Below are 23,720 nucleotides of genomic sequence, written 5' to 3'. Positions count from 1 at the left end.
GGCGCCTATGCTCCTCACCCGATCACGAAATCCATCAGCAGCTTCACGTTCAGCGTCACAATCACCGCCGCGATGACACCGGCGATGACGGTGAGCCAGCGCGGCGTGACGAGTTCGCCCATCTTCCGCTTGGAGGCTGTCATCGTCACGAGCGGGACGACTGCAAAGGGCAGCTGAAGGCTGAGGATCACCTGGCTGAGGATCAGCAGTTTCGCGGTGCCGCTCTCACCATAGGCAATGGTGACGGCAGCTGCCGGAACAATGGCGATGCCACGGGTGATCAGGCGGCGCATCCAGGGTGCCATCTTGAAGTTGATGAAGCCCTCCATGACGATCTGGCCGGCCATGGTAGCTGTTACCGTGGAGTTGAGACCGCAGCAGAGCAGCGACAGGCCGAACAGCATCGGCGCGATGGCGCTCCCCAAGATCGGCTGCAGCAGGGTATGCGCTTCGCCGAGTTCGGCAATCTCCGTACGCCCCGTGCCGTAGAAGGCTGCCGCGGCGAGGATCAGCAGAGAGGCGTTGATGGTGAGAGCGAACATCAGCGCAATGGTGGAATCGAGCGTTGCGAAGCGCATCGCCTCGCGTTTCTCCGGCAACGTCTCACCATAGGCGCGTGTCTGCACGATGCCGGAATGCAGATAGAGGTTATGCGGCATCACCGTCGCGCCAAGAATGCCGAGCGCGAGATAGAGCACGTCCGGATTGGTGACGATCTCGGTTGTCGGCGCAAACCCGGTGATGACAGCACCCCAATTCGGATCGGCCATGGCAATCTGGACGCCGAAGCAAATGGCGATCACGCCGAGCAGGGTGATGATGAAGGCCTCGACCCAGCGGAAGCCGAGATTCTGCAGATAGAGGATCAGGAACACATCCAGCGCCGTAATGATGACGCCGATCTCCAGCGGAATGCCGAAGAGAAGATTGAGACCAATCGCCGTGCCGATCACCTCGGCAAGATCCGTGGCACAGATGGCGAGTTCTGCCAGAAGCCATAAGCCCCAGGCGATGGGTCTCGGGTAGGCATCCCGGCAGGCCTGTGCGAGGTCGCGGCCGGTGGCCACCGCGAGACGCGCGCAGAGCGACTGCAGGATGATCGCCATGATGTTCGAGATCAGGGCTACCGAAAGTAGGGCGTAGCCGTATTTCGAGCCGCCGGCGATGGAGGTCGCCCAGTTGCCCGGGTCCATATAGCCTACGGCCACGAGATAGCCCGGCCCCAGAAACGCCGCCGCCCTCCGCCAAACTGAGCCAGGGCGCACCTTGATCGAGCGGTTCACCTCCGGAAGGGAGGGCAGGCTCACGTCCTGACGCCAAGCTGCTTTGCGCACGAGGGAAACAGGGGCGGACTGATCCATGATTCTTTCTGCAGTTGCAAATCATTTGCAAGAAAACGGTAGCGTGGCTTTTTCAGATAGGCAAGGGGCTGCCTCCAAAGGGATCTTCCAAACGGGTGTCGCATAGGATCTAGCCGACCTGTTGGACGAAAGTCGGAAACGGAATGCGGGAACGCCGCGGCTCGCCGTCTCGCCTGTTAGGGACAACTCGGAATAAGCTGTTCCCGCGTGACAGGCGGCCTAGGTTTTGCTTTAGCTTCTGACAAAACCGAACCAGAATTCGGACTTATAAGGGATGGCCATGCTCGAGAGTGTTCTCATCGCCAATCGCGGCGAGATTGCCTGCCGGATCATCCGCACCGCCAAGCGGCTCGGGATGCGCACCATCGCGGTCCATTCGGAGGCGGATGCGAATGCGCTCTTTGTGCAGATGGCGGACGAGGCGCACCTGATCGGCCCCGCGCCCGCCCGCGAAAGCTATCTGAAGATCGACAGGATCATTGAGGTCGCCAAGCGCACGAAGGCTGCTTCCATCCATCCCGGCTATGGCTTCCTCTCCGAGCGCGCCGAATTCGCCGAGGCCTGCGCCGCCAACGGCATCGTGTTCGTCGGCCCGCCGGCCTCCGCCATCAAGGCCATGGGTCTGAAGGATGCGGCAAAAGCGCTCGTGCAGCAGGCGAACGTGCCTGTGGTGCCTGGCTATCACGGGTCGAAGCAGGATCCGGATTTCCTGCGCCAGAAGGCTTACGAGATCGGCTATCCCGTGCTCATCAAGGCTGTCGCGGGCGGCGGCGGCAAGGGGATGAAGCGCGTCGAGAAGGCGGCCGATTTCGAGGCTGCTCTCGAGAGTGCCCAACGCGAGGCCTCGAGCGCCTTTGGCGATCCGCGCGTGCTGGTGGAGAAATACATTCTCTCGCCGCGCCACATCGAGATCCAGGTATTCGCGGATGCGCACGGCAATGTGGTGCATCTCTTCGAGCGCGATTGCTCGCTCCAGCGCCGCCATCAGAAGGTGATCGAGGAAGCGCCGGCTCCCGGCATGACGCCGGAAATGCGCAAGGCCATGGGTCAGGCCGCCGTCGAAGCCGCCCGCGCTGTCGGTTATGTGGGCGCGGGCACCGTGGAGTTCATCGCCGATGGACGCGAAGGGCTTCGTCCCGACCGCTTCTATTTCATGGAAATGAACACGCGCCTGCAGGTGGAGCATCCGGTCACGGAAGCGATCACGGGGCTCGATCTCGTGGAACTGCAGTTCCGCGCAGCCTCGGGCGAGAAGCTGCCGTTCACACAAGAGGATCTCACGATCAACGGTCACGCGGTCGAGGCGCGCCTTTACGCCGAAGATCCGGAAAAGGAATTCCTGCCTTCGACCGGCAAGCTCTGGGCCCTCGAATTTCCGGAGAACGAGGGTATTCGCATCGACACGGGCGTCGAGACTGGCGCCGAGGTGACGCCTTACTACGATCCGATGATCGCGAAAGTGATCGCACATGGCGCGACACGCGAGGAAGCGTTGTCGATGCTTGCAGAGGCGCTTGGCGAAACGATTGTCGCCGGACCGAAGACCAATGTCGCGTTCCTGAAGAAGCTGTGCGAAGCGCGCGAGTTCAGGGCAGGGCAGTTCGATACCGGATTCATCGACCGCAATCTGGACAGCCTCGGCGTCGCGCCGCAGGCGCTGGATGAGGTTGCCGTCTCCTTCGGTGCTGCAGCCTTGGTCTCGCGGGAGATCGACCGGTTATGGATGATGGAGCATCTGAGAAATGACGAGCCTTCATCTCCCTGGTCGGAGCCGGACGGTTTCCAGCTGCTCGGAACGCGCAGTGTCGGCATGCCCTTAAGGGTCGATGGTGAGCGCGTCGAGGCGCGTGAAATCTTCAGCCCTGACCATCCTGGTGTCAGCACGGTTGCGGTGGGCGAGAGCGATCGATGGGCCGATGAACAGGTCGACCGGGAGGTCGATGCGCCGCATGGAGTCTACATTTTCAGGAACGGTCGTCAGACGCTCGTGCAGCCCTATGATCCGTTCGACGTCGATCTCGAACACATGGACGAGGGCGGCTCTGTGAAGGCGCCGATGCACGGCAAACTCGTGGCCGTGTTCGTGCAGCCTGGAGAGAAGGTCGAGAAGGGACAGCGCCTTGCCATCGTCGAGGCGATGAAGATGGAGCACGTGCTCGTCGCGCCTTCGGACGGCGAGGTGGCGGAGATCGCCGCCGAGCCCGGTGCGCAGGTGGCGGAAGGCGCGCGTCTCATTGTGCTGAAGGCTCAAGAGGAATAGAAGTACGGCGCATCGCCGGATTTGCGATCCGCCGCGCGCATGGTTCAACGCTGACATGGCCCTTCATCTGATCAAACTCTGCGTAGGCTGCGAGTCCATCACCGATCTCGAGGAATGGATCGAGGAGAACCGCGCGCATCATCAGCGGCTCGGTCGTGACTACGAGCAGACGCACACCACCCGTATGGTGCCTAAGCGTGTGGAAGAGCTCTTGGATGGTGGCTCCCTCTATTGGGTGATCAAGGGCCAGGTGGCTGCACGCCAAAAGCTTCTGGATGTGCGCCCATTCACGGATGCGGACGGCATCGGGCGTTGCCGGCTTGTGCTGGAGCCGAAGGTGATAGCCGTTGAGCCGCGTCCCTACAGGCCTTTCCAGGGTTGGCGCTACCTCGTCGCGAAGGATGCCCCGCGTGATATCGACGGCAAGGCAGGCGATCTTGCCAAGATGCCCGAGGACATGCGACGAGAACTGGCCGAACTCGGCTTGCTTTAACTTATGTGAACCTGGAGCGGGTCATGACGCGCCTGACCATTCTCGCAACTTCCCTGTTCGTGTTGGCGGGGCCGGCCCTTGCGAAAGAGTGCCGCATCCCTGATCCGAAGCCGGGCCAAGCGGTCCAGGTGCCGGAGGCATGCAAGGACGTCGTTCGCGCAAAAAGCCGCCAGACTGATGCTCTCAAAAGCGACAAGGGTGCCATCGATCTGGGCCACGGCACAACGCTGCGCATCGGCGGGCGTGTACGGGCTGAAACGAACTGGAGACATTAGACTTTTTTGCTGGGGAACATCTTGGAACCCCGCTGCCTGGATTCGCATTGGCCTTGCAGTTCAGTAGAGTGGAGGTTCCAATGCTCCTGTCTGCATCCGAAGGCCGGCACTGGCGCTATGAAGTGTGTGAGCATGAGGACGGTTATCTCGTCCAGATGCGCGATCTGACGACGGGAGAGTTGGACGACGATTTCTCCACCATCTTTCGCACTCTGCCGGTTGCTTTCGCCTATGCCGAGATGTCGGCCGCTTACGAACGCTACGCCGCGTGCGAACTCGAACAGGTCGAGGACGAGCAGATCGAGTTCGACGTGGAGGCCACCGAGCGGCACTTCATCGATTTGAGCGACCGCCTGCACGATTCCGGCGTCAACGGCGTCGTCATCCAGGCCTGGGAGCGGGAAAGCCAGCGCGGTGCGGCACGCCTCCTTCATTAAGCTGGCCAACACAGGTTTTTCGGACGCTAGGAAGCCGGTCCCTCGAAAGAGGGGCCGGCTTTCGCGTGAAATGGACCGGCGGTGATTTACAAGTGCCTTATCCCGGCCCACATCTTGGGATGGGGATGAACACATGATGCTGCTTTATGGAATAGCGGCTGCTGCTCTTGTCTGGTGGCTGCTGAAGGTCTTTGCCCGCTCCGACACGGCGGCCGTGGCCAAGGCTGTGAAGATTTTCGGCGGGATTGCCGCCCTCGGCGCGGCTGTGGTGCTGGGCGCCAAGGGGCAGGTTGCCACGGCCCTTTTCGTGGGCGGCTTGGGCGCCTGGCTCTTAGGCTGGGGCGGTCTTCCACTCCCTGGCTCCTGGGGACGCTTTCAGAAAGTGTCGGGCCGCTTTTCGTGGATCCGGTCTGCCATGATCGAAATGGAAATCGACCATGCCACAGGGGGAGTGGAGGGCAGTGTCCTGGCCGGTACCTTTGCAGGCCGTCGCCTGTCGAGCCTTAATCCAGAGAGCCTGCGCCGCCTTTACGACGAGTGCAGCGCTCTCGATTCAGAGGGCGTGCCTCTTCTAGAGGCTTATCTTGATCGCCGGTTTTCCGGCTGGCGTGAAGACGCTCAGGGCGATCGAGACACGCGGACGCGCACTCATGCGCAGTCGGGCGTAATGACGAAAGATGAAGCCTACCAGATCCTGGGGCTTAAGCCGGGAGCGAGCGTCGACGAGATCAGACATGCGCATCGCACGCTGATTAAGAAACTCCATCCCGACCAGGGAGGGTCGGCGTATCTCGCCGCTCGCGTAAATCAGGCGAGAGAAGTCCTGCTGAGCCGACATCGCTGATACTCCACGCGCGATCCGGTTTCTGAAACTGCGACGGTACAAAACACACCGTACCGTCGCTTCTGATTGAAGCAGTGAGAGATTAAAACTTCGTCAGCCGCGAGAGGCGAAGCAGTTCATGCCGCCTTTCTTCAGCTGCTTGCAGACCTTCTCGGCATCGCCGGATTCCTGGAAGCCTGAGAAGCGGGCACGATACAGGGTGCCGCCGCTGGAGGTCACCTTCTCGGTGAAGGGAGAAGCCTTCCCGAGCACCTTGCTGAAGCGGCTGCGGGCGGAGTCCAGAATTTCCTTCGCCTTCTCCTCGTCGTCCGTCGCGCCGAGCTGGATTACCCAGCCAGTGACGGTCTTCTTGACCTCAGGGGCCTGAGCCTTGGGAGCTTCCGCCTTGAGGGACGCAACCTTCGTCGCTTCGGCCTGAGCAGGAGTGGACGTCTTGGCCTCAATCTTCGCCTGAAGGGCAGCCTTTTGCGTATCGGTGATCTGAGCCGGAGCAGCTTGAGGCTGAAGGGCGGCATAGGCCTGGGCATTCAACGGCAGCGGTTCCTGCCCCTTCTGCCAGCGAATGGACGAGCTTGAGGACGGGGTCGTGGTGGAACTGGCGCCCGCCGCGGAAGCTACGACAGGGCGCAGGGTGTTCAGGTCAAGCGGCTTTCGCTCAGGCGCAGGGATGGGCGCGGGAGCCGTCGTAGCTGCGGCCTGGGCGACGGAGGCCGGCGGCGTCGCGGAGGCCACCTTCACGGGAGCAGGGGCCGGTTCGGGGGCCTCGGCAACCTGCATTGTCTGGGCGCCGCGCTCGACGACCGGCGGTGCAATGCGAGCACCCGCATAGGCACGCGGCAGGTGAGCATCGATCAGGCCTGCCATTTTCTGGTCGCGAGATGCGCCGGAGCGGCCGCCCAGAACGACTGCGACGATGCTGCGGGTGTCGGTGTTGACCGAGGTCAGGAGGTTGAAGCCGGAGAGGCGGGTATAGCCGGTCTTGATGCCGTCCACGCCGGGAACCTTGCCCAGAAGCCGGTTGTGGCCGCGAATCGTGCGCTTGCCGAACTGGAAGGAGCGGGTGTCGAAATAGGCGAAGTATCTCGGGAAACGGTCCTGGATCGCGCGGCCCAGGATCGAGAGGTCTCGCGCCGTGGTGATGTTCGGCGGGGAATGCGGCAGGCCGTGGGGGTTGTGGAACTCTGAGGCGTTCATGCCGAGTTCCCGGGCCTTGCGCGTCATCATGCGCGCGAATGCATCCTCGGAGCCGGCGATGTTCTCAGCCACCACGACCGAGACGTCGTTGGCGGAGAGCGTCACCATGGCCTTGATGGCGTCTTCGACCTCGATGGTCGAGCCGGGGCGCAGGCCGAGCTTGGTCGGAGGCTGGCTCGAGGCGTATTCCGAGACGGTAAGCGGCGTGTTCAGGGTCATGCGACCGCGCTCCAGCTGCTCGAACAGCAGATAGAGGCTCATCACTTTCGTGATGGAGGCAGGAATCCGGGGCTCGTCGATGCTTTCGCCCTGGAGGATCTTGCCGGTCTTGGCATCCACGACGATGGAGGCCGTGGGAGGGCTGTAGCCGCCGCCCCTGGAACTCACCTTGCGGCGTGCCGCTTCAGCGGGAGCAGAAAAGGCAATGGCGGCAGAAGTGACAATACCAATAAAAGTCCAAGCAGTTCGGCGTCCTACCCAAACCGAAGTCATGCTGAAAAATCCCTGTTGAGTTTGGTCTCAGGCCTCCGCGACCGGTTCTCCAAAAGGAGATTGTTGCCGGCGCAACACATCCTTTGACAGTAAGAGGATGCGGTTACGGGGGCGTTAACAGGGATTGGCTCAACGGCATGGCTTATTGTGCACCGCACAATAACTCTTGACAATTTTTGTGCGGTGCACATAATAAGTTCCGTCACTATTCCCGGCACTTGGTGCCATTAAACGCGTTATTGTCGAGGTTCACAATGCTTCAGCCGTTTGCAAACCTGCAAAAGCTTGGCCAGGAAAATCTGGAAGCTGCTATCAAAGCCGTGGGCGCCTTTTCCACCAATGCCCAGGCCATCGCCCATGAATCGGCCGAGTTCGCTCGCAAGTCGATCGAGCACAACTCGGCCACTATCGAGAAGCTGATCGGCGCTCAGAACCTCGAGAAGGCAATCGAGGTGCAGACCTCCTATGCCAAGGGCGCTTACGAGAGCCTCGTCGCTCAGTCCAGCAAGATGGGCGCGCTCTATACGGCGCTCGCCACCGACACGTTCAAGCCTTTCGAGGGGCTTCTGTCCAAGACCATGAAGGCCTGAACCCTGGCCGGATTGTCTAATCGGTTTTGAATGGAACGCCCGGTCGCCATGCCGGGCGTTTTGCTTTTTCAGGGTTCGCGAGGCTTGGCCTTGGTCGACCTCACGGGAGAGTGACGAAGATGTCGCGCTTCTCAATGCTGATGTGAGCACCCATGTGGTTGATCTGGCGAACCGAATGGAGCGACTATACATTTGACTCAAGCGCTGGAGTCTGAGCGGAGAGGCAGGCTGCAGGGCAGAGGCCAATAAGAAGGGGTCGGTCGAAATATCATGCTGCGGTTAGCTCAGGACAGTTTGATCCGGACGAAGCGGTCTCCACTCTCCGCTGCCGGCGGGTCACAGCCCCCTGGCGGCGACGATGATGGCCGCTCGAACACCGCCATCGTCACGAAAGTCAAACCGCGCACGAAACGGCCGAACCTTTACCGCGTTCTTCTTTTGAACGACGATTATACCCCGATGGAGTTCGTGGTGCATGTGCTGGAGCGTTTCTTCAATAAGAACCGTGAGGATGCGACCCGGATCATGCTTCACGTGCATCAGAACGGTGTCGGGGAGTGTGGAGTTTTTACCTACGAGGTTGCGGAGACCAAGGTGACGCAGGTGATGGATTTCGCCCGTAAGCACCAGCACCCTCTGCAATGTGTGATGGAAAAGAATTAGCCGAGACCCGTCTCATAAAGGACAAGCCGTTGCCGAGCTTTTCTCGCAGTCTTGAACAAGCCCTTCATCGAGCCCTCGCTCTCGCGGGCGAGCGGCGCCACGAATATGCAACCCTCGAACACCTTCTCCTCGCACTGATCGACGACCAGGATGCGGCCGCCGTGATGCGGGCCTGCAATGTCGATCTCGAAGTCCTTCGCCGGAACCTGGTCGATTACGTTGACAGCGAGCTCGCCAACCTAGTTGCCGATGGGCGCCAGGATTCCAAGCCGACGGCCGGTTTCCAGCGCGTGATCCAGCGCGCGGTGATCCATGTCCAGTCCTCGGGCCGCGACGAGGTGACCGGCGCCAACGTGCTCGTGGCGATCTTCGCCGAGCGCGAGAGCCATGCCGCCTACTTCCTGCAAGAGCAGGACATGACCCGCTACGACGCCGTGAACTACATCAGCCACGGCATCGCCAAGCGTCCGGGTCTCACCGAGAGCCGCTCGCCGCGTGGCGCGGAGGAGGAATCCTCCAACGAGCGTCCGACCCAGGACGAGGCGGATACGCGCGGCAAGAAGAAGGGCGATGCGCTCGAGGCTTACTGCGTCAACCTGAACAAGAAGGCCAAGGAAGGTAAGATCGACCCGCTGATCGGCCGCGAGGCCGAGGTGCAGCGCACGATCCAGGTCCTCTGCCGCCGCCAGAAGAACAACCCGCTCCTTGTCGGCGATCCCGGTGTCGGCAAGACCGCCATCGCGGAAGGTCTTGCCCGCAAGATCGTACAGGGCGAGGTGCCGGAGGTTCTCCAGGGCGCCACGGTCTTTGCCCTCGACATGGGCACGCTGCTCGCCGGCACCCGCTATCGCGGTGACTTCGAGGAGCGCCTGAAGCAGGTGATGAAGGAGATCGAGTCGCACCCGAACGCAATCATGTTCATCGACGAGATCCACACGGTGATCGGCGCCGGCGCTACCTCCGGCGGCGCGATGGACGCCTCGAACCTCCTGAAGCCCGCGCTCGCCCAGGGTACGCTTCGCTGCATCGGCTCCACGACCTACAAGGAATACCGCCAGTATTTCGAGAAGGATCGCGCTCTCGTCCGTCGCTTCCAGAAGATCGACGTGAACGAGCCGTCGCTGCCGGATGCCATCGAGATCGTGAAGGGTCTGAAGCCGTACTTCGAGAATTTCCACAAGCTCAAGTACACCAACGAGGCCATCAAGGCGGCGGTGGAGCTCTCCGCCCGTTACATCAACGACCGCAAGCTGCCGGATAAAGCGATCGACGTGATCGACGAGACCGGCGCATCGCAGATGCTCCTGCCAGAAGGCCGTCGCAAGAAGACCATCGGCATCAAGGAGATCGAGGCCACCATCGCCACCATGGCCCGCATCCCGCCCAAGACCGTGTCGAAGGACGATGCGGAGGTGCTCGAGCACCTTCAGGAGACCCTCAAGCGCGTGGTCTATGGTCAGGACAAGGCCATCGAGGCCCTGTCCTCGGCCATCAAGCTGGCCCGCGCGGGCCTGCGCGATGCGGAAAAGCCCATCGGCTCCTATCTCTTCGCCGGCCCCACGGGCGTCGGCAAGACGGAGGTGGCCAAACAGCTCGCAGCCTCGCTCGGCGTCGAACTCCTGCGCTTCGACATGTCGGAGTACATGGAGCGCCACACGGTCAGCCGTCTGATCGGTGCGCCGCCCGGCTATGTGGGCTTCGACCAGGGCGGTCTCCTGACCGATGGCGTCGACCAGCATCCGCATTGCGTGCTCCTGCTCGACGAGATCGAGAAGGCGCATCCGGATCTGTTCAACATCCTGCTCCAGGTCATGGATCACGGAAAGTTGACGGATCACAACGGCAAACAGGTCGATTTCCGCAACGTGATCATCATCATGACCACAAACGCGGGCGCCGCTGACATGGCCCGTCCGGCTTATGGCTTCACCCGCACCAAGCGTGAGGGCGAGGACACCGAGGCGATCAACAAGCTGTTCACGCCGGAATTCCGCAACCGTCTCGATGCGGTCATTTCCTTCGGTCACCTGCCGAAGGAGGTGGTGCAGAAGGTGGTCGACAAGTTCGTAATGCAGCTCGACGCGCAGCTCGCGGACCGCAACGTGTCCATCGAGCTCACCGACGAGGCCCGCGACTGGCTGGTCGAGCATGGCTACGACGAGGCCATGGGCGCCCGCCCGATGGGCCGCCTGATCCAGTCCACCATCAAGACGCCGCTGGCGGATGAGGTGCTGTTCGGACGCCTGAAGAGCGGCGGCGCGGTCAAGGTCGTGGTCAAGACGGACGAGATCGGTCTGCAGAGCCTCGGCTTCGAGTACGTCGAAGGCCCGGTCAAGCCGAAGCCCGAGAAGGTCGTGGTTGCCGCCAAGAAGAAACCGCGCGCGAAGTCGGCTTCCTCCAAGACGAAAAAATCCGTGAAGCCGAAGGGATCAGGTGGTAATGGGGGCGGAGGTATCCGTACTGTTCCCAAGGTTCCATTGGTTAGAGCATGACGACTGAGTTGCATGAGGCCCCGATCGAGGCCACCCGGATCATCGAGCCTCCGCCGAAGCTGTCTTGGCGCGAAAAGCGCGAGCTGCGTCGGCGCCGGCGGGTGTGGTTCGAGGAAATCCTCGGCTGGATCCTCGTGCCCGCCATCATTTTCGGCTGCTATTGGCTGCTGAATGTGGGGCTCACCGCGCTCGGAACGTCTCCGGCGGCCCTGATGGATGGTCTCAAGACCATCACCGACGCTCTCTAACGAGAGCAGATCTCTGGGACCTGACTTTCCAAAGAGCCGCACCGGCTTCCTGGCCGGTGCGGCTTCTGCCTTTTCAAGCGCCACATCCTGCTTAGGAAACGGAGTCCACTTTCCCGCAGGTTGCGCTAACCTTTGGTAAGCTCTGATGGAAAATGAGGTCAACGTGACGAAGCTGATCGGCCTTTCTGGAAGCCTGCGCCAAGCCTCATACAATTCGGCATTGCTGCGGAGCGCAGCGGGGTTGATGCCGGAGGATTCTGAACTCGTCATCGAGACCATTCGCGGCATTCCGCTTTACGATGGAGACGTGGAGGCGGCCGAGGGAATTCCGGAGCGGGTTGCTGCCCTGAAGGAAGCCATCGCGGCTGCGGACGGGCTGCTTCTGGTGACGCCGGAATACAACAACTCGATCCCTGGCGTGTTCAAGAACGCCATCGACTGGCTTACCCGCCCGGCTTCGGATATCCCGCGCGTTTTCGGTGGCAGGCCGGTTGCCGTGATAGGCGCCTCGCCCGGCGGCTTTGGCACCATACTGTCCCAGAATGCTTGGCTCCCGGTCCTGCGGACCTTGGGCGCGGAGCTCTGGTCCGGAGGGCGCCTGATGGTCTCCCGGGCTCAGACCGTCTTCAATCAGGACGGCACGCTCGCAGATCAGAAGATCGAGGAGCAGCTTCGGACATATCTGAAGGGTTTCGTCGCTTTCGCCCGCACAGCGCAGCAAAAGACGGCATCGTCTTAATCCCGGTCGTCGTTCCGGTGCTTGAAAGGCGTGGCTTCCGCCAGTTCCTCGGCGGCCTCGGAGACGTAGGCGCGCTCCTGTTCGAGATAGGCCCGCACCGCCCGGCGCAGCGACGGGTCGGCGATGTCATGGGCCGATGAGGTGATCACCGGTCGATAGCCCCGCGCGAGCTTATGCTCGCCCTGGGCTCCCGCTTCCACCCGGTCGAGACCGCGTGCGATGGCAAACTCGATGGCTTGGTAATAGCAGACCTCGAAATGCAGGAAGGGGTGATCCTCGATGCAGCCCCAGTTGCGCCCATAAAGCCGCTTGTCGCCGATGAAGTTGATGGCGCCCGCGATATAGCGGCCCCCGCGCTTGGCCATGACGAGCAGCACCCGGTCGGCCATTCGCTCGCCGATCAGCGAAAAGAAGCGGCGGTTGAGATAAGGCCGTCCCCATTTGCGCGAACCCGTATCCATGTAGAAGGCAAAGAACGCATCCCAATGGGCCTCGATGATCTCAGATCCTGTCACCCATTCGATGGAGATGTCGTTCGCAAGCGCATCCCGCCGCTCGCGCTTGATGGCCTTTCGCTTGCGGGAGGCAAGGGCGCTCAAGAAATCCTCGAAACTGCCGTAGCCTTCGTTGAACCAGTGAAACTGCTGGTCGTCACGCCGCAGGAAATCGTGGTCCGTGAACGCCTCGAGATCGTCCCGTTGGAGGAAGGTGGCGTGGATCGAGGAGGCTCCGATCTGGTCCCGTAACGCCCGCAGGCCTGCGATCAAATGAGCCCGCACATTCCCGGCTTGCGGCCCATTCGGCACGAGAAGGCGAGGGCCGGTAACGGGCGTGAAGGGTACGGAGACCTGGAGCTTGGGATAATAGCGCCCGCCCGCTCGCTCATAGGCATCCGCCCAGGAATGGTCGAACACGTACTCGCCTTGAGAGTGAGACTTCACATAGCAGGGAGCAGCGCCGAGCAAGGCTCCGCTGTCGTCCTCGACCAGCACATGCACGGGCGCCCAGCCGGTCTTCGGCCCGACGCAGCCGGAATCCTCCAGCGCGGACAGGAAGGAATAGGACGCGAAGGGGTTGAACGGATCGTCATCGCCCGAGCCTGTTTTCAGGGCGCAGGCATCCCAGGCGGCGGCAGAGACCGCTTTCAGGCCTTGGGCGATTTTGACTTGGAATGTCACTGAGTGGAAGGATCCCGCCGTTCAAGCGTAGAGCTAATCACTTGGCGGGATCCTTGCAACGGTTCGGCTCTAGTCCCGTCCAAAACGGACCAGAGCCGAAATCCCGAGTGGGCATGATCTGATCAGAAAACCGATTCCCACTTTTCTGAATCATGCCTATGGCAGGAAGCCCTCGAACACCATCTGGTCCGCATGCTTCTCGGCGCGGGCGCGGTCTTCCGGATTGCGCACGGTCCAGGTCATGACGGGCAGGTGGCCCAGAAGTCGGCTCAGGTAGGTCGAGGCGCAAGGCAGGTCCTTCACGCGCCAGGACAGGAACTGCGGCTGCGTCTCTTCGAAATGCAGCAGGTTCGCCATCCGATGCTTTTGCTCAGGGCTAAGGAAGCCGTCGGATTTCGACCCGTATTCCAACTCGCCGATGAAGCCGCGCGTGATGTTCGGCGCATGCTGGCGCAAGTAGGCCACGATGTCCGGATCGAAGGACTTCACCACGAAGGGGCCGCTATAATCGTTCAGGATCTCGATTACGCGTTTGGTCAGACGCATATCGCCGTTGAACTTGCTCTTGATCTCGATAACCAGCGGCGTGCGCCCGGCAATCCTGGCAAGATAATCCTTGAACGCAGGGATCTTGTCCCCACCCATGGTTCCGGAGATGCCAATCCCCGTGAGGGTCGAGAGGTTGCGCTCCACGACGAGGCCGGTCTCGCCGGTGAGGCGATCCAGCTCGAAATCGTGGAACACGATGGCTTCGTTGTCGGCGGTCAGCTGAACATCGAGCTCGATGGAGAAGCCGCGCGCGATGGCGGCTTCCGCAGCCGAGAGGGTGTTCTCGATGATGCCGTTTGCCTTGTTATGGAGGCCGCGATGGGCGATGGGCTTCGCGACGAGCCAGCCGGGGGTGCTCATTTGACTTCGAACATTCCTTCGACTTCGACGCAGGCATCGAGCGGCAACTCGGCGACACCGATGGTGGAGCGGGCGTGGCGGCCCGCATCACCGAGCACCTCGACCATGAGGTCCGACGCACCGTTCATGACGGGTGCGAGCGCGGCGAACGTGGGCACGGCGTTGATGAAGCCGCCAAGGCGCACGCAGCGCGTGACGTTGTCGAGATCGCCGACAGCCGCTTTGAGCTGAGCGAGCAGATTGATCGCGCAAAGCCGCGCAGCCTGCTGGCCGACTTCCGGAGAGATCTCTGCACCGAGCTTGCCCTTGTGGGCATCGGCGAGCTTGCCGTCCAGGCCGAGGCAGAGCTGGCCTGAGATGATGACCAGGTTGCCCGTGCGCACGAACGGGACGTAATTGGCAACGGGGGCTGCGGGAGTCGGCAAGGTGATGCCCAGCTCCTGAAGTTTCTTGTCGACTGCGCTCATGGGGTTCCCTCTGCTTGTAACAGTGTGGGGGATTAGTGGCGGATGGTGCGTTAGGACGCAAGCTGGAACATTGCTCTGTCCTCAAGGTGCTCTTAATCTTCGCCTAGCGCATCGTGCAGAAAGGGGACGCGGCTTTCCCCACCCGACAATGCGCCGTTTGGAAAAGAGAGCCTCGGATGGATCCCAAGAGTGGATTCCACTTTCGGGTCCGCGGCTCAAGGCGAAACCTGGAGATGTCATGCGTTCCCTCATCGTGGCCACCGGCCTGTCCTTCGCCATGTTCAGCCCCGCTTGGGCGGAAGCCGCCAAGACGCCCGTTGTCCTTGTGCCGCACAGGGCCGTGTATGACCTGTCGCTCCTGCGCTCGGGCGGCACCAAGGGCATCGAGTCGGCAAGAGGGCGCATCGCCATGGAATTCGCCGGCGATGCCTGCGACGGCTACACACTGAACTATCGCCAGGTCACCGTGCTCCAAGGCGGCGACTCTGGGTCCCGCACCCTCGATACGCAGACCACCACCTTCGAGTCGGGCGATGGCCTATCGATGCGCTTCAAGAGTTCATCGACCACACAGGGGCTCGTGCGGGATGGCGTCGACGGCGATGCGCAGTTGCGGCCCGATGGCTCGCTCGATGTCCGCTTCAAGCAGCCCCGCAATGAGACCTTCGCGGCCGCCGGGCAGCCGACTTTTCCGACCGAGCACATGAAGCGCCTGATCGAACTGGCCCGGAAGGGAGAAACCACCTATTCGGTCCGGGTCTATGACGGCTCGGATGATGGCAAGAAGATTTATGAGACCCTGAGCCTGATCGGCCGCAAGATCGAGCCGGGACCAGGGGGCAATCTGGAGGAGCCTGCGCGTCAGGAAACCTTGGCGAAGACGCCGCGCTGGCCCGTGACCATCAGCTATTACGAAGAGGGCAGTGCCGATCGAGAGCCGGTCTATAAGATTTCACTGGAGCTCTACGAGAACGGCATCGCCCGCGCTCTGAAGATCGATTACGGCGACTTCGCCTTGAAGGGCGACCTCAAGAGCCTGGAGGTACCTGCCGTGACAAGCACCTGTCAGCGCTGAGGCTTGTTGCGCAGCGCGATGCCCTTCTGAAGGGCGGCGGCGCCGAATTTGTCACGGATCTTGTCGATGGCGGATTCCATCTGAGCCTGCTTGATCACACTCTGATCCGCCAGATCGCCTTTATCCGCCTCGGCTGCATCGCACAGATCCGCAGCGCCGATCCCGATCAGGCGATAGGCCGTGCCGTCGCATGAGGTTTTCAGGAGTTGCCTCGCAGGCTCGAATAAGCGCGCGGCAAGCTGCGTAGCTGGTAGGCCCGAACGGGTGCGGGTGAGCAGACGAAAATCCCTGTCCTTGAGCTTCAGGGTCACGCTGCGCCCTGCAAGCCCTGCCGCCTTCAGGCGTCGCGAGACTTTTTCCGAGAGGCGCCAGAGGATCGGCTCCAGGTCATCGAATGATTTGAGATCCGCATCGAACGTGGTCTCGGCCGAGATGCTTTTGGTCTCCCGTTCCGGCGTCACGCGCCGCGTATCCTCACCCCAGGCAAGGCGCGAAAGCCGCTGGGCGTCCCTGCCCAGGGCCTCGAACAGGGTCTTCAGGGGAACGTCGCGCAGATGCGCGATCTGCGTCACGCCCACCTTCGCAAGTCTCGCCTGAGCGGAGGCTCCGATGCCGGGAATGATGCCGACGGGTTTGTCCGCAAGGAAGCCGGGAGCCTCCTCCCGTCCGATGATCGAGAACCCACGCGGCTTCTGGAAGTCCGAGGCGATCTTGGCCAAGAACTTGTTGTAGGAGAGCCCAACCGAGATCGTGATCCCGATCTCCTTCTCCACCTTGTGTGCGAAGCGGGCGAGGGTCAGCGCCGGGCTGCCGTGATGGAGCCGCTCGGTTCCCGTGAGGTCGAGAAAGGCCTCGTCGATGGAAACCGGCTCCACGAGAGGGGTCAGCTCCAGCATCAGCTCCCGCACTTCGTACCCGGCCTTGCGGTATTTCTCGCCATTGGGCGGAATCACCACCGCATGAGGGCATAGCTTCAGGGCCTGGAACATAGGCATGGCTGAACGCACGCCATAGGTGCGGGCCACATAGCAGGCGGTCGACACCACGCCGCGCTTGCCGCCACCGATGATCACCGGCTTGTCGGCGAGGCTCGGATCGTCCCGCTTCTCCACCGCCGCGAAGAAGGCATCACAATCCACATGGGCGATGGAAAGAGTATCGCGCTCCTTATGCCGCAGCAGGCGCGGCGATCCGCAGGCGCCGCAGCGCTCCGCCAGGGGCGAGGCTGCGAGGTTGAGGCAATCGCGGCAGAAGGGAGCGCGGCTCATGGCGTGAGAGTGTTACTCGAACTCGGAGGGCGAGAGGGTCCAATGGGCCGCCATGATGTGCTCGGGTTTGGTGTTCATTTCCTTTGCCAGAGCAATCAGAAGAGGCTCATCGGCTGCGACGTAATCGAGAATTCCGGCGAAAAAGCCGGGTTCTGAGGCCGCAGAGCGGATCGTATCGGGCCTTAGCCCCGAAACTGCCAGAAAGCGGCCCATACGTTCCTCATCGCTCGTGATGAACGCGAAGGCGCTCAGAGCGATGGTCTCGGCCTCGTCCCGGTTTATCCTCTTTAAGGGAGTGTTCATGCTGTCGATTTGCACTTCATCAATAGGTTATGCCCTAACTATATCATCCGAAGACAAAATGGGCCGGTGAAATACTACCTTTGGCCCCAGGACAGCGCCAATGAAGAAGACCGTGCTCATTGTTGAGGACAACGAACTCAACATGAAGCTCTTCAACGATCTCCTCGAGGCCCATGGCTATGCCACGCTGAAGACCAGCCACGGCATCGAGGCCATGGAGCTGGCGCGCGCCCACAAGCCGGATCTGATCCTCATGGACATCCAGCTCCCCGAAGTCTCGGGCCTGGAGGTAACCCGCTGGCTAAAGGCGGACGAGGAGCTGAAGTCGATTCCCGTGATCGCCATTACGGCCTTCGCGATGAAGGGCGACGAGGAGCGTATCCGCGAGGGCGGTTGCGAAGCCTATATGTCCAAGCCGATTTCCGTGGCCAAGTTCATTGCGACCGTGAAAACATACCTAGATGCGGATAAGGCTTCCAAATAGATGTCAAGTTCCGGTAGGGCGGTTTCTAAAAGAAAAAAGCCGCTCCATTAACTTTTCTGGGAAAATGCAGCTTTTCAGGCACATGGGCGCTTGCATCCGCCCATGTATTCAATATGTTCATGCCAACATTCCGCCGAGGCGGAAGAAATGCCCTACGGATGCTCAGGTCCGCCGCATCTCCTGGGACTTCGGGGGCTCGGCCAAGCTGGGGGCGGATCGTTGCCTCCTCAACACCGCTCTCAGCTGGCCACCTCCATCATAGCCAAACGCAGCGCCGCAAGGCGCTTTTTTATTGCCCGGCCGCCGGGCCTCGGCCCTGTCGCAATCCTCTGAAGGCTCTAACTTCCCGTTAATCTCCCTTCGTGCCCAAGCGTATTGCCGGTACACGAATCGAGAATGGTCACAGGGCTTTCTTGCAGCGTAAGCTCGGCCGTGACTATTTATCCAGATAGTCGATGCCGTTGGGGAATGACTCGCAGAGCATCGGCTTCGCGAAAGGGGACCGGACCATGGATCAACGTACGCCCTCACTGCCTCCGAAATCGGCCCTGACGCGGTTCTCCGTGGCGCCTCTCTCCACCATGACCCGGCGGCTGGCGGATGTCGCCTCCGGGCGCGCTCCGGCGGATCTGGTGATCACCGGCGCGCGGGTGCTCTCGACCTATAGCGAGCGCATTACGCCGGAGCGTGAGGTTTGGATTGCAGGCGGACGCATTGCCGCCGTGAAGCCCGCCGGTGCCTACAAGCAGGTGAATGGGACGCCGGGGCGGGTTTATGACGCTGAGGGTGGCATCATCGCGCCGGGACTTGTCGATCCGCATATCCATATCGAGAGCAGCATGGTGACAGCCTGTGCCTATGCGGAGGCGGCGCTCCTCAATGGCACGACGACGATCTTCTGCGACAGTCACGAGATCGGCAACGTGATGGATGCAGCCGGAATCGAGATGATGCTGGAGGATGCGCGTCACGCCCCGCTCTCCATCTTTCTCACCGTGCCGAGCACCGTGCCCGCGACATCGCCTGATCTCGAAACAGCAGGCGGCGATCTCACGCCCGAAAAGATAGCCGCGATCTTCGACCGTTGGCCGGAGGCGGCAGCGCTCGGAGAGAAGATGGATTTCGTCCCCGTTACCATGGGCGACGAGCGAAGCCACGCGATCCTCGCGGCAGCGCTCGAACGCGGCAAGCCAGTCTCCGGCCACATCTATGGGCGCGAATTCGTGGCGGCTTATGCGGCAAGCGGCGTAACGGATACGCACGAGGCCATTGACCGCGACATTGCTGACGATCTCTTGGATGCGGGCGTGTGGATCTTTCTGCGCGGCGGGCCGCCGACGACGCCGTGGCATTCGCTGCCGGAAGCCATCAAGACCATCACAGAGTTGGGTTCGTCTCACAAACGCATCTGCGTCTGTACGGATGACCGCGATGCAGACGATCTCATGATGTTCGGCATGGATTGGGTGACGCGCGAGGCGCGCCGCGCGGGCATGAGCCGCGAGCAGGCCTGGAGCATGGGCTCGCTCCATCCCGCTACGCGTTTTGCCATGGAAGGCGAGATCGGCGGCCTCGGCGGGGGACGCCGCGCCGATGTGGTGCTGCTCGATGATGATCTCAAGGTTCGGAACACTTGGTATGGCGGCGAACTCGTTGTCGAGAACGCGAAGATCACGCCCATGCTCGATCAGGCGCTCTCCAGTCGCTACCGCTATCCGGATGTGGCCTATCGTACGGTGCACATCCCGAGCATCCCGAAGTTGATCCCGGAGCTTCCGCAAGAAGCGTGTACCGCCAACGTGATCCGCGTGGCGCTGCCTGGCATCGTGCTGTTCCACGACAAAGTGAGGCTGGAGAAGGAAGAGAGCTGGGACGCGCTTCTTTCCAAGAACGATCTCACCTTTGTCACCGTCATCGAGCGCCATGGGCGCACGGGCGGCAAGGGCGTGGCGCATGGGCTTCTGAAGGATTTTGGCCTCAGGAGCGGCGCGGTGGCGAGCAGCGTGGGTCATGACTCCCACAATATCATCGTTGCGGGCACCAACGAGGCCGACATGCGCGTCGCGCTCGATGCATTGATCCAGTCACAAGGCGGTGTCTGCGTGGTGGATCAGGGCAAGATCGTCGCCATGGTGCCGCTGCCGATCGCGGGGCTTCTCTCCGACAAGCGCGTGACGGAAGTGGCGGAGGAGACGCGGGCGCTGAAGGCCGCGTGGGAGAAGGCAGGCTGCAAGATTCCCTATATGGGCTTCAACCTGATCCCGCTTTCGGTGATCCCGGAAATCCGCATTACCGATAAGGGGCTGGTGCTCGTGCCAGAGATGGAACTCGTGCCGCTCTACGAAGGATAAGAGCTATCGAGGCGCGGCATCCTCGAACAGCGCCATAGCCTCGCGTATGGCTGCTGCGAAAGCCGGGTGATTGTAGAGATCGTTGTGCCCGGCTTCCGCAATGATGCGGTCGAGAACGAGATTGGAAATCGCGCCTCGCAATGGCTCGCTGCGCCGTGCCGGAATAATCGTATCGCGCCCGGCTGCGATCAGGGCGGTGGGTGTCGGTCGATCACGGACAAAGTCGATGGTTGGCATGTGATGGCGCAGAAGCAGACCCGTTGGAGCCCATGCGAAATGCTCCCGGGCTAGAGCCTTTAATGAATCGAAGGGCGTGACCAGGATCAATCCGGCAAGGGTGCGATGATGCGCGAGATAAGCCGCCACGCCGCTGCCGACGCTGAAACCAACCGCCACAATCTTGCGTGATCGGGCTCGTTGCCAATGATCGAAGATTGTCAGGGAGTCGCTGAGCAAGGCCCTTGCGCTGGGCGTGCCAGTGCTTGGCGGATAGCCGCGGTAGTGAAACGCGATCACCTCGTGCTCAGGAAAAAGACCATGCAGATAAAGCGCCATGGCTTCCGCATTCCAGGCGTTGCCGCCGAATCCCAAGATGAGAGGCCTCACATCGGATGAGGGGCCGAGCCGCACGCCGAACAGCCTCTCGCCATCCGGTGTCGCCAGTTCAAGCCGCTCGGTGGAGTGGGGTAGGGCAGGCCTGCTGGCTGCTGCCATCTGGACGGGGAACAGCAGTTTCGTTTGCGACAGCGCCGCAACTGATACCAAGCCTGCATAAAGAAGGGCGATGCCGAGGAGGAGGTAGAGCAACCACATGCGGTTTGACCTGGGATGATCGAGAGCGCTTAAGATCAACTCTCGGCCGTCTCGTTAGAGCGATGTGCCGCCAACTCCTCTGCGCGGGCCATGAGATCCTCCAGGTCTTTCCGGAACTGTTCGAAAGCGAAGCCAAGGGCGAAGACCTGGCCGAAGCTGCCATAGGCCAGATCGTGCGAGAGGGCGTGGGAACGCAGGGCTTCCGTCTCGCTCACGAAGGTATGGATCGCTTCTTCAAAGGCCGTCGCGTCCGGAGGCAGCCTACGGGTCCTCAAGGCCTTGGCCAGGCCGAGAAGAAGCGCACAGGTTTCGTCCCGCAATCTCAGAAGAGCTGGGCCGAGCTTGTCCAGCACGCGCTCCGGAAGAGGATTGGCGGCGGCGCGGCCGACCATCACGAGATCGTGGCGCACACGGTAAAGCGTGCGGATGAGGGGTTCCGGGTCTACGGCATCGGTGAGATGGCTTTTGCGCTCCCGCGCCGCTTCATCCGCCGCGGCTTCCGCTTTTTTAAGCGCCACGCGGATTTGTGGATGGATCGTCTGGAGAGCGCTTCTTCCTTTCGGGTCTGCGGTGAGTTCGCCGACGAGAACCTCGATCAGGTTGGCATTGAGAGACACGACCTTGGCGGCGGCTTCCACCATCAGGGTATGCGCGCGTGCCGGCAGCACGAACAGAGACACGACGACGCCCACGATGTTGCCCAATGTGATCTCCGCCACCCGGTCGATGGCGGCGGCGAGGGGACCGATGGCTTGTCCTGTCGGCGGCAAGAGCATGATGAGCGACGTGACGGGCGCAACCCGGAAGCTCGGCTTGACGGCCGCCAGAAGCGCCAGCGGAAACAGGGCAGCCGCAATGGCACCGGCAAGGCTTAAAGGAGAGTCGTGCGGCACGAGAGCGGCAACCGCTCCGCCATAGATCGCGCCTGCAAGCGTTCCCATGAACCGCTCGACAGCGGCCTTGAGAGAGCCGCCGACGCTGGCCTGCATGATCACGACGGCGGTGATCGCTGCCCAATAGCCTTGCGGGAGATTGAAGATTTTTGTGATCGCAAAGGCGAGTGTGCCCGCAATGGTCACGCGCAGGGCGAGCTTCAGCTCCGCCTGCCGCGCTCCAATCCTTCCGGTCACCTGTTCGAGCCACCCTGACGATGCCATGCGATTCTCCGAACGCACAGCATAGAGGGTGGTTCGCAATCGTTGCTACGCGTATTCCGGTTCAAGCAAGCCGAGCGTCGCTCTCGAGTACCTGCAGGCGGGAGCCGCAATCGGCGCAGGTGCCAAGCTCTGGCGATGCGATCATCTGCATCGTGCGGCATTCCGGGCAGCCTTTCATCGCCATCCGGAGCGTTCCCTGCATCTGGCCGGCACCTTGGCGGTGCGCCTCGCTGACCTGAACGGCCTGTTCGAACATGGTCGCCTCCCTTGTGGGAAAGCGATGCTGCGCCTAGTTGAGCGCCCCGGCAAGAGCGAATTGGAGGGAGTTATACCGGTTCGCGACGGCCGGTTGCCAACGTCATTTCCATGCGGGTGACGAGGCTCGCGACGACAGAGAACAGGCCGAAGAGAAGATGGGGCAGAAAGACCCGATCCGAGAAGCCGAGCAGGAAAGGCGAGGCTGCCAGCAACGCGCCTGCCATGCCGTCCAGGATCAGATGCAGGGACATCGGCAGGATGCGCAACACCCCGAGCTCATAGGCCGTGAACAGGGAGTAGAGGATGGCGCCGACACCGAAGATCACCGCAACCCATTTCGTCGCCGGGACATCGGCATAGCCGAGCACCCACGGGGAGACGAACAGGGCAAGGCCCCAAAGATAGTCGATGACGCCGTGAATACTGGTCGGGAGAAAGCGCATGGCTGGTCTCTCACTAGGCCCCTTGCGCCAACATGGCGACCCGCGGCCTGTTCCCCGAGCAGGCCTGCGCTAGATCGCGTGGAATGAGCAGAATTCAGTGGCAGCAGGACAAGGTGGCCGGCGTGCCGCTCAACCGTCACTTAGGCTACGTGGGCCCTGTCGAGGTGGGCCATGTTGCCTATGATGGCAGCAACAGGTTCTGGATCTGGTCGACGCCCCTCCAGGAAGATGCGTGGGGCTATGGACCCACGGAACAAGCCGCCAAGGCGGCGCTTGAACATTGGCTTGCCGCTTGGCTGGAGAACTTCCGCCCGTTCTTTCAAGCTGACGCGTGAGCGCCAGCTTGATCGGGAGCGAATTTCAGGTTGTCAGGCTAGACCCGCGTGCTGCGGCTGCGGCCCAGGAAGTAGAAGAGCAACCCTGCGACCACGACGACGGCGATCACGATCCAAAGCCAGTTGGTCCCGTCGTCGGCAACGGCGCCTGTGGTTCCGGGAGATGTTGTTGTCGGAGAGGACGTGCCGGTTCCCGGCGTGCCGGGGGTCCCGCCCGGTGCTGTTTGCGCCATGGCAAGGGTGCTCCAGGCCATCAGCATCATCGTCAGCAGCGATACTTTGATAGTCTCGATCATTCCATCGTCCTCCCAAGGTGATGAGCCCCCGCGGATCAACGTTGCCTACGACAACCTGTTCCTGAACGAGAGCCAGGCAGTTTCAATGCGGGAACAACGGCCTCTTGGCTTCAGTTGTGGCATCAGGGTTTTTCCTTCCTGAAAAAGCCGCAGAGGCCGTTGCGATGGAGCTGCCGATGACCCTGAGTGATCAGGGAGCGAGCTGCTGGAAGAGGCGTTTCGACCAAGGGCGGGGTCTTGGCATTCCTGCAAACTCCGTGAGACCTGGCAGCGTCACTTTATTGCCAAGCCGCTC

The 23,720-nt window shown here is 61.6% G+C and carries 26 protein-coding genes; 14 read left to right on the top strand and 12 right to left on the bottom strand.

Going from position 1 to position 23,720, the window contains the following annotated elements; all coding sequences use genetic code 11:
• Positions 1 to 14: 14 nt before the first annotated feature.
• Entirely contained in the window at positions 15 to 1,361 is a 1,347-nt protein-coding gene (locus DC522_RS21900; protein ID WP_116530747.1) for an Nramp family divalent metal transporter, read from the bottom strand.
• Positions 1,362 to 1,641: 280 nt separating this feature from the next.
• On the opposite strand from DC522_RS21900, the gene DC522_RS21895 reads away from it, so the two are divergent.
• The 5 genes from DC522_RS21895 (at position 1,642) to DC522_RS21875 (ending at position 5,670) form a co-directional block, all read left to right on the top strand.
• The gene (locus DC522_RS21895) at positions 1,642 to 3,621 is read left to right on the top strand and encodes an acetyl/propionyl/methylcrotonyl-CoA carboxylase subunit alpha (protein WP_116530752.1); all 1,980 of its coding nucleotides are present in this window, start codon (positions 1,642 to 1,644) and stop codon (positions 3,619 to 3,621) included.
• Between the two features lie 55 nt (positions 3,622 to 3,676).
• Complete coding sequence (locus DC522_RS21890; protein ID WP_116530746.1) at positions 3,677 to 4,114, top strand: DUF1489 family protein; 438 nt, start codon at positions 3,677 to 3,679, stop codon at positions 4,112 to 4,114.
• A 23-nt stretch (positions 4,115 to 4,137) separates the two neighbouring features.
• Positions 4,138 to 4,389, top strand: coding sequence for a hypothetical protein (locus DC522_RS21885; protein WP_116530745.1), 252 nt, complete (start codon positions 4,138 to 4,140; stop codon positions 4,387 to 4,389).
• Positions 4,390 to 4,469: 80 nt separating this feature from the next.
• Positions 4,470 to 4,826, top strand: coding sequence for a hypothetical protein (locus DC522_RS21880; protein WP_116530744.1), 357 nt, complete (start codon positions 4,470 to 4,472; stop codon positions 4,824 to 4,826).
• Between the two features lie 133 nt (positions 4,827 to 4,959).
• On the top strand, positions 4,960 to 5,670 hold the full coding sequence (locus DC522_RS21875) for a DnaJ domain-containing protein (protein ID WP_116530743.1): 711 nt from the start codon (positions 4,960 to 4,962) through the stop codon (positions 5,668 to 5,670).
• A gap of 93 nt (positions 5,671 to 5,763) precedes the next feature.
• Here the strand turns inward: DC522_RS21875 and DC522_RS21870 are convergent, their stop codons facing one another.
• Entirely contained in the window at positions 5,764 to 7,356 is a 1,593-nt protein-coding gene (locus tag DC522_RS21870) for a D-alanyl-D-alanine carboxypeptidase (RefSeq protein ID WP_116530742.1), read from the bottom strand.
• 254 nt (positions 7,357 to 7,610) lie between these two features.
• On the opposite strand from DC522_RS21870, the gene DC522_RS21865 reads away from it, so the two are divergent.
• The 5 genes from DC522_RS21865 to DC522_RS21845 all read left to right on the top strand — a co-directional run bounded on the left by DC522_RS21865 (position 7,611) and on the right by DC522_RS21845 (position 12,088).
• Complete coding sequence (locus DC522_RS21865) at positions 7,611 to 7,946, top strand: phasin family protein (protein WP_116530741.1); 336 nt, start codon at positions 7,611 to 7,613, stop codon at positions 7,944 to 7,946.
• A 270-nt stretch (positions 7,947 to 8,216) separates the two neighbouring features.
• On the top strand, positions 8,217 to 8,609 hold the full coding sequence (gene clpS, locus DC522_RS21860; protein ID WP_116530740.1) for an ATP-dependent Clp protease adapter ClpS: 393 nt from the start codon (positions 8,217 to 8,219) through the stop codon (positions 8,607 to 8,609).
• 29 nt (positions 8,610 to 8,638) lie between these two features.
• A complete protein-coding gene (clpA, locus tag DC522_RS21855; RefSeq protein ID WP_116530739.1) occupies positions 8,639 to 11,101 on the top strand; it encodes an ATP-dependent Clp protease ATP-binding subunit ClpA in 2,463 nt (820 codons plus the stop codon).
• The gene (locus tag DC522_RS21850) at positions 11,098 to 11,349 is read left to right on the top strand and encodes a hypothetical protein (RefSeq protein WP_116530738.1); all 252 of its coding nucleotides are present in this window, start codon (positions 11,098 to 11,100) and stop codon (positions 11,347 to 11,349) included. The genes clpA and DC522_RS21850 overlap by 4 nt, the downstream gene beginning before the upstream one ends.
• Before the next feature lie 163 nt (positions 11,350 to 11,512).
• Positions 11,513 to 12,088 (top strand): NADPH-dependent FMN reductase, encoded by a 576-nt coding sequence (locus DC522_RS21845; RefSeq protein WP_205769716.1) that lies wholly within the window; start codon positions 11,513 to 11,515, stop codon positions 12,086 to 12,088.
• Here the strand turns inward: DC522_RS21845 and DC522_RS21840 are convergent.
• From DC522_RS21840 to DC522_RS21830, 3 genes are all read right to left on the bottom strand, one after another.
• Positions 12,085 to 13,266, bottom strand: a complete 1,182-nt coding sequence (locus tag DC522_RS21840) for a GNAT family N-acetyltransferase (protein WP_116530736.1) — start codon at positions 13,264 to 13,266, stop codon at positions 12,085 to 12,087. The two genes, DC522_RS21845 and DC522_RS21840, sit on opposite strands and share 4 nt — an antisense overlap.
• Positions 13,267 to 13,422: 156 nt before the next feature.
• Complete coding sequence (locus DC522_RS21835; protein ID WP_116530735.1) at positions 13,423 to 14,175, bottom strand: glycerophosphodiester phosphodiesterase family protein; 753 nt, start codon at positions 14,173 to 14,175, stop codon at positions 13,423 to 13,425.
• Positions 14,172 to 14,642: a RidA family protein gene (locus DC522_RS21830; protein WP_047188435.1), complete on the bottom strand. Its 471-nt coding sequence runs from the start codon at positions 14,640 to 14,642 to the stop codon at positions 14,172 to 14,174. Before DC522_RS21830 ends, DC522_RS21835 begins: the two co-directional genes overlap by 4 nt.
• A gap of 238 nt (positions 14,643 to 14,880) precedes the next feature.
• On the opposite strand from DC522_RS21830, the gene DC522_RS21825 reads away from it, so the two are divergent.
• On the top strand, positions 14,881 to 15,717 hold the full coding sequence (locus DC522_RS21825; RefSeq protein ID WP_165820244.1) for a cell envelope integrity EipB family protein: 837 nt from the start codon (positions 14,881 to 14,883) through the stop codon (positions 15,715 to 15,717).
• Here DC522_RS21825 and DC522_RS21820 read toward each other — a convergent pair.
• Positions 15,708 to 16,985, bottom strand: a complete 1,278-nt coding sequence (locus tag DC522_RS21820) for a DNA polymerase IV (protein WP_116530733.1) — start codon at positions 16,983 to 16,985, stop codon at positions 15,708 to 15,710. The two genes, DC522_RS21825 and DC522_RS21820, sit on opposite strands and share 10 nt — an antisense overlap.
• 12 nt (positions 16,986 to 16,997) lie before the next feature.
• Positions 16,998 to 17,288, bottom strand: a complete 291-nt coding sequence (locus DC522_RS21815) for a DUF3572 domain-containing protein (protein WP_116530732.1) — start codon at positions 17,286 to 17,288, stop codon at positions 16,998 to 17,000.
• 100 nt (positions 17,289 to 17,388) lie between these two features.
• Here DC522_RS21815 and DC522_RS21810 point away from each other — a divergent pair, with 100 nt between their 5' ends.
• The gene (locus DC522_RS21810; protein WP_116530731.1) at positions 17,389 to 17,772 is read left to right on the top strand and encodes a response regulator; all 384 of its coding nucleotides are present in this window, start codon (positions 17,389 to 17,391) and stop codon (positions 17,770 to 17,772) included.
• 509 nt (positions 17,773 to 18,281) lie between these two features.
• A complete protein-coding gene (locus tag DC522_RS21805) occupies positions 18,282 to 20,123 on the top strand; it encodes an adenine deaminase (RefSeq protein ID WP_116530751.1) in 1,842 nt (613 codons plus the stop codon).
• A 3-nt stretch (positions 20,124 to 20,126) separates the two neighbouring features.
• Here DC522_RS21805 and DC522_RS21800 read toward each other — a convergent pair whose 3' ends face one another.
• From DC522_RS21800 to DC522_RS21785, 4 genes are all read right to left on the bottom strand, one after another.
• Positions 20,127 to 20,936: an alpha/beta hydrolase gene (locus tag DC522_RS21800; protein ID WP_116530730.1), complete on the bottom strand. Its 810-nt coding sequence runs from the start codon at positions 20,934 to 20,936 to the stop codon at positions 20,127 to 20,129.
• Positions 20,937 to 20,971: 35 nt separating this feature from the next.
• Positions 20,972 to 22,093, bottom strand: coding sequence for an FUSC family protein (locus DC522_RS21795; protein WP_116530729.1), 1,122 nt, complete (start codon positions 22,091 to 22,093; stop codon positions 20,972 to 20,974).
• Between the two features lie 61 nt (positions 22,094 to 22,154).
• Entirely contained in the window at positions 22,155 to 22,349 is a 195-nt protein-coding gene (locus DC522_RS21790; RefSeq protein ID WP_116530728.1) for a hypothetical protein, read from the bottom strand.
• Positions 22,350 to 22,419: 70 nt separating this feature from the next.
• Positions 22,420 to 22,794: an SPW repeat protein gene (locus tag DC522_RS21785; protein WP_116530727.1), complete on the bottom strand. Its 375-nt coding sequence runs from the start codon at positions 22,792 to 22,794 to the stop codon at positions 22,420 to 22,422.
• Between the two features lie 83 nt (positions 22,795 to 22,877).
• Between DC522_RS21785 and DC522_RS21780 the strand changes: the two genes are divergently transcribed.
• A complete protein-coding gene (locus DC522_RS21780) occupies positions 22,878 to 23,129 on the top strand; it encodes a hypothetical protein (RefSeq protein ID WP_116530726.1) in 252 nt (83 codons plus the stop codon).
• 38 nt (positions 23,130 to 23,167) lie between these two features.
• Here DC522_RS21780 and DC522_RS21775 read toward each other — a convergent pair whose 3' ends face one another.
• Positions 23,168 to 23,425 (bottom strand): hypothetical protein, encoded by a 258-nt coding sequence (locus tag DC522_RS21775; protein ID WP_116530725.1) that lies wholly within the window; start codon positions 23,423 to 23,425, stop codon positions 23,168 to 23,170.
• Positions 23,426 to 23,720 lie beyond the last annotated feature (295 nt).

Source organism: Microvirga sp. KLBC 81 (genome assembly GCF_003075415.1).
Taxonomy (GTDB): domain Bacteria; phylum Pseudomonadota; class Alphaproteobacteria; order Rhizobiales; family Beijerinckiaceae; genus Microvirga.
Note: the sequence above shows the minus strand (reverse complement) of the source record. Positions and strands in the feature narration are given on the sequence as shown.

Excerpts from the sequence above, each read along its gene's own strand:
- DC522_RS21805 (WP_116530751.1), top strand. The coding sequence starts at position 18,282 with ATGGATCAACGTACGCCCTCACTGCCTCCGAAATCGGCCCTGACGCGG.
- DC522_RS21880 (WP_116530744.1), top strand. The coding sequence starts at position 4,470 with ATGCTCCTGTCTGCATCCGAAGGCCGGCACTGGCGCTATGAAGTGTGT.
- clpS (WP_116530740.1), top strand. The coding sequence starts at position 8,217 with ATGCTGCGGTTAGCTCAGGACAGTTTGATCCGGACGAAGCGGTCTCCA.
- DC522_RS21780 (WP_116530726.1), top strand. The coding sequence starts at position 22,878 with ATGAGCAGAATTCAGTGGCAGCAGGACAAGGTGGCCGGCGTGCCGCTC.
- DC522_RS21895 (WP_116530752.1), top strand. The coding sequence starts at position 1,642 with ATGCTCGAGAGTGTTCTCATCGCCAATCGCGGCGAGATTGCCTGCCGG.
- DC522_RS21775 (WP_116530725.1), bottom strand. The coding sequence starts at position 23,425 with ATGATCGAGACTATCAAAGTATCGCTGCTGACGATGATGCTGATGGCC.
- DC522_RS21795 (WP_116530729.1), bottom strand. The coding sequence starts at position 22,093 with ATGGCATCGTCAGGGTGGCTCGAACAGGTGACCGGAAGGATTGGAGCG.
- DC522_RS21865 (WP_116530741.1), top strand. The coding sequence starts at position 7,611 with ATGCTTCAGCCGTTTGCAAACCTGCAAAAGCTTGGCCAGGAAAATCTG.
- DC522_RS21870 (WP_116530742.1), bottom strand. The coding sequence starts at position 7,356 with ATGACTTCGGTTTGGGTAGGACGCCGAACTGCTTGGACTTTTATTGGT.
- DC522_RS21815 (WP_116530732.1), bottom strand. The coding sequence starts at position 17,288 with ATGAACACTCCCTTAAAGAGGATAAACCGGGACGAGGCCGAGACCATC.
- DC522_RS21825 (WP_165820244.1), top strand. The coding sequence starts at position 14,881 with ATGCGTTCCCTCATCGTGGCCACCGGCCTGTCCTTCGCCATGTTCAGC.
- DC522_RS21900 (WP_116530747.1), bottom strand. The coding sequence starts at position 1,361 with ATGGATCAGTCCGCCCCTGTTTCCCTCGTGCGCAAAGCAGCTTGGCGT.
- DC522_RS21785 (WP_116530727.1), bottom strand. The coding sequence starts at position 22,794 with ATGCGCTTTCTCCCGACCAGTATTCACGGCGTCATCGACTATCTTTGG.
- DC522_RS21800 (WP_116530730.1), bottom strand. The coding sequence starts at position 20,936 with ATGTGGTTGCTCTACCTCCTCCTCGGCATCGCCCTTCTTTATGCAGGC.
- DC522_RS21810 (WP_116530731.1), top strand. The coding sequence starts at position 17,389 with ATGAAGAAGACCGTGCTCATTGTTGAGGACAACGAACTCAACATGAAG.
- DC522_RS21820 (WP_116530733.1), bottom strand. The coding sequence starts at position 16,985 with ATGAGCCGCGCTCCCTTCTGCCGCGATTGCCTCAACCTCGCAGCCTCG.
- DC522_RS21885 (WP_116530745.1), top strand. The coding sequence starts at position 4,138 with ATGACGCGCCTGACCATTCTCGCAACTTCCCTGTTCGTGTTGGCGGGG.
- DC522_RS21890 (WP_116530746.1), top strand. The coding sequence starts at position 3,677 with ATGGCCCTTCATCTGATCAAACTCTGCGTAGGCTGCGAGTCCATCACC.
- DC522_RS21790 (WP_116530728.1), bottom strand. The coding sequence starts at position 22,349 with ATGTTCGAACAGGCCGTTCAGGTCAGCGAGGCGCACCGCCAAGGTGCC.
- DC522_RS21875 (WP_116530743.1), top strand. The coding sequence starts at position 4,960 with ATGATGCTGCTTTATGGAATAGCGGCTGCTGCTCTTGTCTGGTGGCTG.
- DC522_RS21850 (WP_116530738.1), top strand. The coding sequence starts at position 11,098 with ATGACGACTGAGTTGCATGAGGCCCCGATCGAGGCCACCCGGATCATC.
- DC522_RS21830 (WP_047188435.1), bottom strand. The coding sequence starts at position 14,642 with ATGAGCGCAGTCGACAAGAAACTTCAGGAGCTGGGCATCACCTTGCCG.
- DC522_RS21835 (WP_116530735.1), bottom strand. The coding sequence starts at position 14,175 with ATGAGCACCCCCGGCTGGCTCGTCGCGAAGCCCATCGCCCATCGCGGC.